Source organism: Vibrio sp. Y51_MX_L26, assembly GCF_024181935.1.
Classification (GTDB): Bacteria; Pseudomonadota; Gammaproteobacteria; order Enterobacterales; family Vibrionaceae; genus Vibrio; species Vibrio diabolicus.
This window is the reverse complement of sequence record NZ_JAMZAS010000012.1, coordinates 49,005-61,338: the sequence shown is the minus strand read 5'-3', so window position 1 is coordinate 61,338 and position 12,334 is coordinate 49,005. Positions and strand designations below refer to the sequence as shown.

The 12,334-nt window shown below is 46.5% G+C and carries 11 protein-coding genes; 7 read left to right on the top strand and 4 right to left on the bottom strand.

Going from position 1 to position 12,334, the window contains the following annotated elements:
* The first annotated feature begins 3 nt into the window (after positions 1-3).
* The 5 genes from hpf to mgtE all read left to right on the top strand — a co-directional run bounded on the left by hpf (position 4) and on the right by mgtE (position 3,403).
* On the top strand, positions 4-291 hold the full coding sequence (gene hpf, locus NL645_RS19445; protein ID WP_005381114.1) for a ribosome hibernation promoting factor: 288 nt from the start codon (positions 4-6) through the stop codon (positions 289-291).
* Positions 292-293: 2 nt separating this feature from the next.
* A complete protein-coding gene (ptsN, locus tag NL645_RS19440; protein WP_005381116.1) occupies positions 294-740 on the top strand; it encodes a PTS IIA-like nitrogen regulatory protein PtsN in 447 nt (148 codons plus the stop codon).
* Positions 741-754: 14 nt separating this feature from the next.
* Entirely contained in the window at positions 755-1,618 is an 864-nt protein-coding gene (gene rapZ / locus NL645_RS19435) for an RNase adapter RapZ (RefSeq protein ID WP_006742353.1), read from the top strand.
* 2 nt (positions 1,619-1,620) lie between these two features.
* The gene (locus tag NL645_RS19430; protein WP_005396244.1) at positions 1,621-1,896 is read left to right on the top strand and encodes an HPr family phosphocarrier protein; all 276 of its coding nucleotides are present in this window, start codon (positions 1,621-1,623) and stop codon (positions 1,894-1,896) included.
* A 148-nt stretch (positions 1,897-2,044) separates the two neighbouring features.
* Positions 2,045-3,403 carry a magnesium transporter gene (gene mgtE / locus NL645_RS19425; RefSeq protein ID WP_006742352.1) on the top strand — a complete coding sequence of 453 codons (1,359 nt, stop codon included), beginning with the start codon at positions 2,045-2,047 and terminating at the stop codon, positions 3,401-3,403.
* Between the two features lie 61 nt (positions 3,404-3,464).
* On the opposite strand, the gene pmbA is transcribed toward mgtE, so the two are convergent.
* Complete coding sequence (gene pmbA, locus NL645_RS19420; protein WP_253652250.1) at positions 3,465-4,808, bottom strand: metalloprotease PmbA; 1,344 nt, start codon at positions 4,806-4,808, stop codon at positions 3,465-3,467.
* A 110-nt stretch (positions 4,809-4,918) separates the two neighbouring features.
* On the opposite strand from pmbA, the gene yjgA reads away from it, so the two are divergent.
* Positions 4,919-5,446 carry a ribosome biogenesis factor YjgA gene (gene yjgA / locus NL645_RS19415; protein ID WP_005396253.1) on the top strand — a complete coding sequence of 176 codons (528 nt, stop codon included), beginning with the start codon at positions 4,919-4,921 and terminating at the stop codon, positions 5,444-5,446.
* Positions 5,447-5,534: 88 nt separating this feature from the next.
* On the opposite strand, the gene NL645_RS19410 is transcribed toward yjgA, so the two are convergent.
* On the bottom strand, positions 5,535-6,497 hold the full coding sequence (locus NL645_RS19410; protein WP_253652249.1) for a D-2-hydroxyacid dehydrogenase: 963 nt from the start codon (positions 6,495-6,497) through the stop codon (positions 5,535-5,537).
* Positions 6,498-6,590: 93 nt separating this feature from the next.
* Positions 6,591-7,343 carry a pseudouridine synthase gene (locus NL645_RS19405; protein ID WP_253652248.1) on the bottom strand — a complete coding sequence of 251 codons (753 nt, stop codon included), beginning with the start codon at positions 7,341-7,343 and terminating at the stop codon, positions 6,591-6,593.
* A 342-nt stretch (positions 7,344-7,685) separates the two neighbouring features.
* Between NL645_RS19405 and NL645_RS19400 the strand changes: the two genes are divergently transcribed.
* Entirely contained in the window at positions 7,686-8,951 is a 1,266-nt protein-coding gene (locus NL645_RS19400) for an NRAMP family divalent metal transporter (protein ID WP_176311171.1), read from the top strand.
* A gap of 108 nt (positions 8,952-9,059) precedes the next feature.
* On the opposite strand, the gene rapA is transcribed toward NL645_RS19400, so the two are convergent.
* Complete coding sequence (gene rapA, locus NL645_RS19395; RefSeq protein ID WP_253652247.1) at positions 9,060-11,969, bottom strand: RNA polymerase-associated protein RapA; 2,910 nt, start codon at positions 11,967-11,969, stop codon at positions 9,060-9,062.
* Between the last annotated feature and the right edge of the window lie 365 nt (positions 11,970-12,334).

Sequence of the window (12,334 nt, the reverse complement as noted above, 5' to 3'; positions counted from 1 at the left end):
TCTATGCAAATCAATATTCAAGGCCATCACGTTGATCTTACCGATTCAATGCAAGACTATGTAAATTCTAAGTTTCAGAAGCTCGAAAGGTTCTTCGACCATATCAATCAAGTACATGTTGTACTAAAAGTTGAAAAAATCACTCAAATCGCGGAAGCTACGCTTCATATAAATCAAGGCGAAATCCACGCATCAGCTGATGACGAAAATATGTATGCCGCGATCGATTCGCTGGTAGATAAATTGGTTCGCCAACTCAATAAGCACAAAGAAAAACTAAACAGTCATTAATCATGCAACTGAGCGAAATACTGTCATTGGACTGCACCAAGAGTGCGGTCCACTGCACGAGTAAAAAACGCGCCCTTGAAATGATCAGCCGCATCGTGGCTGATCAAACGGGCCAAGATTCTACCGAACTGTTCGAGTGCATGCTCAACAGAGAGAAAATGGGCAGTACTGGTATCGGAAACGGTATTGCGATCCCACACGCTAGAATGCAATCGAGCGACAAGGCTATTGCTGTCTTGCTGCAATGTGATGAAGCAATTGAATTCGATGCGATTGATAATCGACCTGTCGACCTTCTTTTTGCGCTCCTTGTACCAGAAGAACAGTGCAAAGAGCACCTCAAGACTCTATCCTCTATGGCAGAACGTCTGAGCGATAAGCAAGTATTGAAACTACTGCGCAATGCTCAGAGTGATGAAGAACTTTACGACATCATGATTCACCAATAAGCAGGACGGACATCATGCGACTAATCGTGGTTAGCGGGCACTCAGGTGCCGGTAAGAGTATTGCGCTGCGCGTACTGGAAGACTTAGGTTATTACTGTGTTGATAACCTCCCAGTGAATTTGCTGGACGCATTTGTTCACTCTGTTGCTGACAGCAAGCAGAATGTTGCGGTAAGCATTGATATTCGCAATATCCCTAAAAAGCTAAAAGAACTGACTGGTACACTGGAGCAGTTGAAAACAGAGCTTGATGTGACCGTGCTTTTCTTGGACGCCAATAAGGAAACGCTACTCAAACGCTACAGCGAAACACGCCGAATCCACCCTTTATCTTTAGGTGGCACCTCTCTCTCCCTTGACCAAGCCATCGAGCGTGAGAAAGAAATTTTAACACCACTTAAAGCGCATGCCGATCTTGTACTGAACAGCAGCGGACAATCTTTGCATGAGTTGAGTGAAACCGTGCGTATGCGTGTTGAAGGCAGAGATCGCAAAGGGCTTGTTATGGTATTTGAGTCTTTTGGCTTCAAATATGGCCTGCCTTCCGATGCCGATTACGTATTCGACGTTCGCTTCTTGCCCAACCCACATTGGGAACCAGCGTTGCGCCCACTTACGGGTTTGGATGCCCCTATCGCCGCATTTTTGGAGCAGCACCAATCGGTGTTAAGTTTGAAATACCAAATTGAAAACTTTATAGAGAATTGGTTACCTCTGCTCGAGAAAAACAATCGCAGCTATTTGACCGTTGCAATAGGTTGTACCGGTGGTAAACACCGTTCGGTGTACTTAACTCAGCAAATCGGTGAGTACTTCGCCAATAAAGGACACCAAGTGCAAATTCGCCATACCTCACTAGAGAAAAACACTAAGGAGTAGCTGTGGAGTTAAGTCGTAAAGTATTGATTCAAAATCGCCTTGGCTTACATGCTCGCGCAGCCGTCAAACTGGTCGAACTGGCCCAGAGCTTTGAAGCGGTCATCACTATCGATAATGAAGAAGACAAAACCGCCACAGCAGACAGCGTAATGGGTTTATTAATGCTTGAGTCTGCTCAAGGACAGTACGTCACAATCCACGCTGCGGGTGAGCAAGCAGAAGAAGCACTGGATGCCGTTTGCCACTTAATCGAAGATAAATTTGATGAAGGCGAGTAATTTACTCGCTTTTTTATTACCTCTCACTCCCCTTCCCCTGACTGCGCCAAGAAATAAATTTGCTTAGTATCATAAGTTGTTATTAAAAGGCGCCTAGAATTAAGTTATTATTCAACACATTGTAAATATCAGGAATTGGGAGGAATGAATGGCAGAGCAAATTGAATTCGACCAAGCTCACCAAGCCCTCCAAGAAGTCACAGAAGCGCTAGAAAATGGCCGCTTCGTCCATGTTCGTCGTCAGTTACAGGACATGGAACCTGAGGATATCGCTCACCTTTTAGAAGCCTCTCCACGCAAAAGCCGTGAAGTTCTCTGGCAACTCACCGACCCTGAAGACTACGGTGAAATCCTCGACGAACTGAACGAAGACGTCAAAGATAGTCTCGTATCCAAAATGGCACCAGAAGCGCTTGCAGAAGCGACAGAAGGCATGGATACCGATGACGTGGCTTATGTACTGCGTAGCTTGCCAGACAACCTGTCACGCGAAGTCCTGTCGCAAATGGACTCCTCTGACCGTCTGCGTGTCGAAACCGCCCTGTCCTACCCAGAAGACACTGCAGGTGGACTGATGAACACCGACGTTATCACGATTCGTGGTGACGTAGATGTGGACGTGGTTTTACGTTATCTGCGTATGAAAGGTGAACTACCAGAAGCAACGGATGCACTTTATGTCATTGATGAAGAAAGCAAACTGATTGGTGAACTACCCATTACTCTGCTGATCACGACCCAGCCTGATGTCAAAATTGTCGACATCATGGAAGATGCTGACGAAGCGATCACTGTCGATACCAGTGATTCAGATGTTGCTAGTCTGTTCGAACGTCGTAACTGGGTCTCTGCTCCTGTCGTAGACGAGAATCAGCATCTCGTTGGCCGTATCACTATCGATGACGTAGTTGACGTTATCCGTGAAGATGCCGAGCACTCGATGATGAGTATGGCAGGTATGGACGATGACGAAGATACCTTCGCACCCGTTGTAAAATCAGCTCGCAAACGCAGTATCTGGCTTGGGGCCAACGTGTTGGCCGCACTCGCTGCCGCTTCTGTTTCTAACATGTTTGAAGCCACGCTAGACCAGATGGCTGCCATTGCCGTATTGATGACGATTGTTCCTTCCATGGGTGGTGTCGCTGGTAACCAAACCGTCGCACTAGTGATTCGTGGTCTTGCTCTTGGTCATATCGGTGACTCGAACAAACGAGAACTGTTGATGAAAGAAGCCTCGATCGGTTTACTCAACGGCATCATGTGGGCGCTGATTATTGGCGGCATTGTTGTCGCTTGGAAAGGTAACTGGATGCTAGGGGGAATCATTTCCGCCGCGATGCTGACCAACTTATTGGTCGCTGGGGTTGCCGGAGTAACGATTCCAATCCTCTTAAAGAAAATGAACATCGACCCAGCTTTAGCTGGTGGTATGGCGTTAACGACCGTAACGGATGTAATTGGTTTATCAGTATTCTTAGGGCTTGCCACAATACTGATTACCTAACTGCAAAAACTAAAAAGCCTGATGAACACATCAGGCTTTTTTAATTCTGAATTAGGAAAGCTTACTCACCTGCAACTTTCATCGCATCCAGTAAGATTGAACCCGTTTGAATTTGCGAGCGCGTTTCAACGTCGCTACCTACGGCAACAATCTTATTGAACATGTCCTTCAGATTACCAGCGATGGTAATTTCCGATACTGGGTATTGGATTTCGCCGTTCTCAACCCAAAAGCCTGCAGCACCGCGAGAGTAATCACCTGTTACCACGTTCACGCCTTGCCCCATCACTTCTGTCACTAGAAGACCAGTGCCGAGCTCTTTAAGCATTTGTTCGAAGTTTTGACCAGTCGATTTCACGTACCAGTTATGGATGCCACCAGCGTGACCTGTCGGCGCCATCTTCATTTTACGTGCGGCATAACTGGTTAACAGGTAAGTCGCTAGCACACCGTCAGTGATGATCTCACGATCTTGAGTGTACACGCCTTCGCTATCGAAGGGGCTTGACGCCAAACCACGTAATACATGTGGACGCTCCGAGATATTGAACCACTCAGGAAGCACTTGCTTACCAAGATGATCAAGTAGAAAAGAAGATTTACGGTACAGGTTACCACCGCTGATCGCCATAACAAGGTGACCAATCAAGCCAGTTGCAACATCAGCAGCAAACATGATTGGGTATTTACCTGTCTTTAGGCGCTGCGCATCTAAACGGTTAATCGTATTCTCTGCCGCCTTACGACCCACTGTTTCTGGTGTCCATAAGTCATCGCGATGACGTGCCACTGTGTAGCTGTAATCACGCTCCATTTCGCCATTTTGACCAACGCCAATCACACAACAGCTGGTACTGTGGCGGCTAGACGCATAGCTTGCTAATAAGCCATGGCTGTTACCATACACTTTTACACCGTAGTGGCTATCATAACTCGCGCCATCACTTTGTTTGATTGCACTGTCATAACTTAACGCTTCTTTCTCAGCGGCGATCGCCACATCGGCAGCATAATCGGGATCAGGGGCGTCTGGGTGGAAAAGATCAAGATCAGGGATCTCTTGCACCATGTATTCTTTGGCTGCGGGCCCTGCAAATGGATCTTCAGATGTGTAATGCGCAATATCCAGCGCCGCAATAACGGTTTGCTCGATAGCAGCTTCACTTAAATCAGACGTGGAAGCACTGCCTTTACGTTGACCTCGGTAAACGGTAATGCCCAGCGCACCATCGCTGTTGAACTCGACATTTTCTACCTCGCCCATGCGAGTAGATACACTTAAACCAGTGCTTTTGGTAATTGCGACTTCGGCGGCGTCAGATTTTGCCGATGCAAGCTTTAAGGCTCTTGCGACGGCTTGCTCTAGCTCGGTACGTTGCTCAGCAACCTGCTGTTTAATATCCATTGTCTTTCACATCTTGTCTTTGATGAACAATAGGATAACAAGAATTTCGCTTTCTCCCCACGATTCTTGTTAAAATAGTCATAATATTAATCAAAACACAGGCAACTGAAATGGCACGTAAGAATCAAAAAGCGCCATGGGAACCAGAAGAAGAGATCATCTGGGTAAGCAAATCCGAGATGAAGCGAGACATGGAAGAACTGCAAAAGCTAGGTGAGGAGCTTGTTGGCCTCAAACCTGCAGTTCTAGAAAAGTTTCCATTGAGCGAAGACCTGCGAGAAGCAATTGCAGACGCACAACGCTTTAAAAACGAAGCACGTCGTCGCCAATTACAACGTATTGGTAAGTTGATGCGTTATGAAGATCCAGAGCCAATCCAAGCGGCGTTGGATAAGATTCGTAACAAGCACTCTCAATTAACAGCGGTATTCCACAAGCTTGAAGCATTGCGTGATCGCGTGGTGGAAGAAGGCGACAAAGCCATTGATGACGTAATGGAAATGTACCCAGAAGCGGATCGTCAGCGTCTACGCCAATTGGCTCGCCAAGCAGCCAAAGAGAAAAAAGCAGGGAAACCAGCAAAAGCGTACCGCGAAATCTTCCAGATCCTAAAAGGTCTCAACGAAGAAGAGTTTTAATTCGACGGCTCGATTCCAACGAGCATTCAATTAACGAAAAAAGCAGACATGATGTCTGCTTTTTTTATCTTTTACTTAAATGTCAGCGTTACACCAAGCGATTAATACGCTCTCCGCGCTCGAAAGCGTCAATGTTCTCAATCAAGATTTCCACTAAACGTTGAATCGAAGAGTCACTGCCCCATGCAACATGCGGTGTCAGTAACAAATTAGGTAAACCCATATTGGCAATCAGCGGATTGCTCTCATCAGCTGGTTCTTGGGTAAAAACATCAAAACCAGCCGCAGCAATTTCTCCCTGTTTTAGGGCGTCCACCAGCGCTTGCTCATTCACCAAGCCTCCACGCCCCGTATTAATTAGAATGGCGTTGGGCTTCATTTGTTGCAACTCTGCTTGACCAATCAAATTCTGAGTATGCTTGTTGAGCGGACAGTGCAAAGTCAACGCATCAGAGCGTTTTAACACTTCCTCAAACGGCACATAACCAGGTCGGCATTCTGATGCACCTTTACGCTCAGCAAAGATCACCTGCATGCCTAGCGCATCAGCTAACTGTGCTGTCGCTTGCCCTAAAGCGCCGCTGCCAATAACACCTAGCGTGCTACCACCTATATCCCCGATTGGGTGCGTAAAAAAGCAAAACTGCTTATTACGCTGCCATTCGCCAGCGGCAATATCTTGATGGTAACCAAATAAATTTCGGCGTAAAGCAAACAGCATCGCAATCACGTGCTCGGGCACCGAACGCGTCGCGTAACCACGTACATTGGCAACCGCAATATTATGCTTAGCACAGTAGTCCACATCGACGTTGTTAAAACCAGTTGCGGCAACCGCGATCATCCGCAATTGTGGTAGTTGCTCTAATATATTTTGGTCAAGCAGGACTTTATTGCTAATCACGATATCTGCATCTGCTAACCTTTCTATTACCTGCTCTGGCGCGGTTAAGTCGTACTCACGCCAGTAGTGCTGAAAGCTAGGTCGTGGGATCTCAATATGTTCTGGGATGGTCGCACGGTCCAAAAATACGATGGTCGGCAAAGACATAACAACTCCTTGTTCACGGCTGAAAGACAGGATACATCAACCACAGTAACGAAATAGCGAACTAGAAAGAACCGTTGTTGACTGCGGCTGGCATTAAGGGTGTGGCAACGTTTTATAATCAGGCAATGTACGTTCTGGCGAAAAATAGTTAAAGATCACCGCCTCGGCTTCAGGATAAAAGTCACAGGGTACAAAAATACTGCTCAGCTGATCCGTGGCTGGGTGATAAAAACTTAGCTCCGCAGCGTGCAACTCTAAACGTTCTGAAAACTGATACGCCTCTTCGCTTGCATAAAACTCATCACCCACAATCGCATGACCAATAGCCATCAAATGCACGCGTAACTGATGCGATCGACCAGTAATGGGCAGTAGTCGCACAACGGTCGTATGGGTGCCATCAGGGTGCACTTCACGCTTCACCACTTGGAATAAAGTTTGAGATGGTTTGCCGTCGTCGAAACATACTTTTTGTCGCGGACGATTTGGCCAATCACAAATTAATGGAAGATCAATATTCCCTTCTTGCGGCTCAACATGCCCCCAAACACGTGCGTAATACACCTTGTGAGTGAGGCGATATTGGAACTGCTTTTTTAATGCTCGCTCCGAAGGTTTGTTTTTCGCCAGCAGCATCAACCCTGATGTCGACATATCCAAGCGATGCACTACTTGGATTTCTGGATGCACTTCCTTGAGGCGGCTCCACATGCTGTCGTAATGCTCTGCGAGGCGACCAGGAACAGACAGCAATCCTGATGGCTTATTCACTGCCAGAATGTCGTCATCCTCAAAAACGATATCGACCCAAGGATCGGTGGGAGGGGTATATTCAAGCATTGCCATGGGAGATCTCTACAAAATAAAAACGCCGCGATTATATACCCAAATAGCACCCAGATGCAGGGTGCTGAAGAAAAGTTCAAACCAATAAAACAAAGTCAATCCTTTAGCATAAAAACTAAAAATAGCACGTTGTAAATTTAGTTTGACAACAAGACGCATAACTGAATAGAGTGCTAGATGCACACAGCATGATATTCGCAAAGAATACTTAAAATAAATACATCAAAACACAGCATTTAAAAGACATTACCGTTGCGCAGTATAGGGCGAGCGCTCAGCTTGTCATGCACTGCGGTATGTATCTCTTTAGAAAGGTACATAAGATAAAAAGGACAATAAGCAATGGACTCCGCCGTTATAGATAAACCCCAATCCAAACTTTCCTTATTTTTTCGTTCGTTAGGCCCCGGCATATTAATGGCATCTGCTGCGGTGGGTGGCTCTCACCTCGTCGCATCAACCAAAGCTGGTGCGATTTATGGCTGGCAACTGGCGGCGCTGATTCTGCTCGTAAACCTGTTTAAATACCCTTTTTTCCGAGCGGGCGTACAGTACACCATGGGAACAGGGCTCACTTTGGTTGAGGGCTACGCGAAATTAGGTCGGCCTTATCTATGGCTATTTCTATTTCTGAGCGTGGTCTCAGCCGTAATCAATACCGCCGCTTTGTTGATGTTTAGCGCTAGCTTGCTGGGCTACTTCATTCCGTTTTCACTATCAATGACATCACTCAGTATCATTGTGATTGTCACCTGCCTGATCATATTATTTGCTGGCCATTACAAAGCGCTCGATACGCTATCTAAGGTGATCATGTCGGTGTTAACCATCGCGACTTTACTTGCCGTTTCTATCGCCTTTGGTAACCCTGTTGAGCAAGTGGCCAACTTCGAGCCACCGTCACCTTGGTCGATTGCGGCAATTGGCTTTATCGTCGTAACAATGGGCTGGATGCCAGCACCGATAGAGATCTCCTGCTTGACCTCTGCGTGGTTAAAACGCCAATCAAGCCAGCAAGAAGTAACATACCGCTCTGCTCTATTTGACTTTAATGTCGGTTATATTGGCACGGCTTTTCTTGCCATTATCTTTGTATCATTAGGTTCTTTGATGCTTTATGGCTCTGGCGTTGCGCTTGAAAGCTCTGGCGTTGGCTTCTCCCACCAATTGGTTGGCTTATATGCGGCAACAATTGGCGAATGGTCTCGTTACTTAATCGCGGTAATTGCGTTTTTCTGTATCTTTGGCAGCACGATTACCGTTATTGATGGCTACTCACGCGTTATTTCTGACTCTCAACGTCTACTGCGCTCACAACCAGACACTAACCCTAAAGCCACGTCAGCGATCATGCTGGTGGTCGCCTTACTTGCATTAGGTATTGTGGTTTTCTGGGCTTCTGCGTTATTGCCTATGCTGAACTTTGCGATGATCCTCGCCTTTATGACCACGCCATTCTTTGCTCTGCTAAATTACACATTAGTGAGCAAAACCGAGCTACCAGAACCTTTGGCTGTTGGACCTAAATTGAAGTGGTTGTCGATTGCAGGCCTGATTTACTTGTTTGGCTTCTTGGCTGTATTTATCTGGTGGAAATGGTTGATGTAAATGAGTTAGCGATGAGTGAGTAATGCATTCTGCATAAAGAAACTAAACCGCAAATAAAGAAAAAGGTCTTCAACTGAAGACCTTTTTTAATGAGCAATAAATGCTTACTTAGTTGTGGCTCACCACAATCAAACGTAGCGAGTCGAGCTGCACTTGAGCTTGGTTGATGTAACCCGTGAGCTCTTTAATTTGTGCATCAATGGCTTCAATTTCTTCATCACGAATATTTGGGTTTACCGCTTTCAGTGCTTGCAAACGCTCAAGTTCTGCATTCAAGCTATGCTGCATATCTTGATGAGCTTGCTTGCGTACTTCCTCAACCTTCGCTTCGATAAGACTATCCCCCGCTTCAATTAAGCGGTGTACGTCTTTCTGTACCGACGTGACCAACTTGCTACCTAAGTGACGGTTTACAGGGCTAAGCTGGCGGTTAAAGCTTTCAAATTCCACTTGAGCAGACAAATCATTACCACGCGAGTCCATCATCAAACGGATTGGCGTTTTCGGTAAGAAGCGCGCGATACCACTGCGTTTTGGCGCTTGCGCATCTACCGCGTAAATCAACTCAAGAAGAATGGTCCCAACTGGTAACGCTTTGTTTTTCAGTAGAGATACCGCAGACGTCCCCACCCCTTCACTCATCAGAAGATCGATACCACCCTGGATCATTGGGTGCTCCCAACTGATAAAGTGCATATCTTCACGAGACAAAGCCGTATCACGATCAAACGTGATCGTCGCTCCTTCGTATGGCAGACCTGGGTAGCTTGGTACCATCATGTGCTCAGATGGGGTCACAATCAGTGCGTTTTCACCTTTATCGTCTTGGTTCAAACCAATCGTATCGAAAAGAGAAAGTGCGAAGGTGACCAAATTGGTATCACCGTCGGTTGATTCAATTTTCTCAACGATTTGTTGTGCTTTTTCCCCGCCATTTGAATGCATTTCTAATAGGCGATCACGGCCTTGCTCCAATTGGGATTTCAGCTCTTTATTCATTTTTGCTGACGCTTCAATGATCTCATCTAGCGTGCTGGTGTCACCAGAAGCAAGGATTTCAATCAGATCATCAGAGTACTTATCGTAAACGGCACGGCCTGTTGGGCAAGTTTCTGCAAAAGCGTTTAAACCTTCATCAAACCAGCGAGCAAGAATGGCTTGCGAGGTACCTTTCAGGTAAGGAACATGAATGTCGATGTCGCGATTTTGACCGATACGGTCCAAACGACCAATACGTTGCTCAAGCAAGTCAGGGTTGAACGGCAAGTCAAACATGACTAATTGGTTGGCAAACTGGAAGTTACGGCCTTCAGAACCGATTTCGCTACAGATCAGAACCTGTGCACCGCCTTCTTCTTGCGCAAAGTAAGCCGCAGCTTTGTCGCGCTCAAGAATCGACATGCCTTCGTGGAAGACCGTCGCACGGATGCCTTCACGCTCACGCAGTGCTTGCTCCAATTGCAGAGCCGTACTTGCACGAGAGGCAATCACCAGAATTTTCTCGCTGCGCTTCTCTTTTACCTTTTCAAGTAACCAATTCACGCGCGAGTCAAATTGCCACCAGCTTGCATCATCGCCTTCAAATTCTTGGAAGATCTCTTCTGGGTAAAGGTTCTTCATTGCACGTGCTTCAGAGCTCATCTTACCGCCGATCATCCCAGCAACACGCATTGACGTGGTGTATTGCGGTGGAATATCCATTGGCATCAGGTGTACGTTACGCGCAGGGAAGCCTTTGATAGCCGCACGTGTGTTACGGAACAGAACACGTCCCGTACCGTGACGATCCATCAAGTTGTCGATCAACTCTTGGCGCGCTGACGCTTTCGCTTCTTCGTCAGTCTCACTCTCGATTATGCGGAAAAGTGGTTCTACGTCTTGTTCAGACAACAATTCAGTAATCTGGTTTTTCGCTTCATCAGGCAGTTTTTCACCAGAGAAGAGTGACGTAATCGCATCAGCTACAGGTGCGTATTGCTCTTCTTCCTCGACGAACGCTTCGTAATCGTAGAAACGGTCAGGATCCAGCAAACGCAGACGAGCAAAGTGGCTTTCACGACCAAGCTGTTCTGGCGTTGCCGTCAGTAGCAGTACGCCCGGAGTGCGTTCAGCCAAGCCTTCCACTACTTGGTATTCACGGCTTGGTTTATCTTGGCTCCACTCAAGGTGATGCGCTTCATCGACAACCAGTAGGTCCCATTCACCTTCCAGTGCTTGTTCAAAACGCTTGCGGCTCTTGCGTAGGAAATCCAAAGAACACAGCACGTATTGCTGAGTATCAAATGGGTTTTCTGCATCCGAAAAAGCTTCGATACAGCGCTCTTCGTCAAAGATAGAGAAATGCAGATTGAAACGACGCATCATCTCAACCAGCCATTGATGTTGCAGTGTTTCAGGTACCACAATCAAAATACGTTCTGCACGGCCAGACAGCACTTGCTGGTGGATGATCATGCCCGCTTCGATGGTTTTACCCAAACCAACTTCATCCGCCAGTAATACGCGTGGCGCGTGGCGACGGCCAACTTCGTGCGCGATGTAAAGCTGATGAGGGATCAAACCTGCACGCATACCACATAGGCCACGCATTGGGCTCTTATGCTGCTCAAACTGGTTGGTTAGCGCACGGTAACGCAGAACAAAGTTGTCCATGCGATCGATTTGACCGGCGTACAACTTATCTTGAGGTTTATTAAAACGAATTTGGTTGCTCAGAAAAATCTCACGCAGAACAACGGCGGTTTCTTGCGTGTCTTCACGAGTACCGAAATAGGTGTATAGACCTTCATCTTCCAGTACTTCTTCAACTTTTAGAGACCAACCTTCTTGGCAGTCGATGACATCACCAACGTTAAAGGTGACTCGGGTAACAGGTGCATCGTTACGTGCGTAAACTCGGTTTTCCTCTGACGCTGCAAACATCAATGTCACAGTACGAGCATCCATTGCTACAACGGTACCTAAACCTAAATCGCTTTCCGTATCGCTAATCCAGCGCTGCCCCAAAGCAAATGTCATGAATTGACTACCTCGTTATTAGTTCTTGATTCGTGTTTCTTGTTGGTCTACTCATGCCCGTAGGCATGGATAATAGTTTAGATCTGATTCTGGCTTCTGCTATGCCGATAGCATTCGTCATTCCAGTATGAACTGAGTATTTTTAAGCCAGCTCAACATGATAAATCGGACGTAGCCTATACGCAGAAAAAGGTCGCTAATCTTACTTGAAGCTGTGATTTAGGTCACGCCGAAACCGCATCAAGCGGAAACTTTTTTTCCCAAACTATAAATGCAATCAAATTGTAAAATACTCATGCCAATTATTAAGTTGTAGAACGTAAATATTACGTATACTTCTAGTGAGGGGCGTTTAAAACCATTGC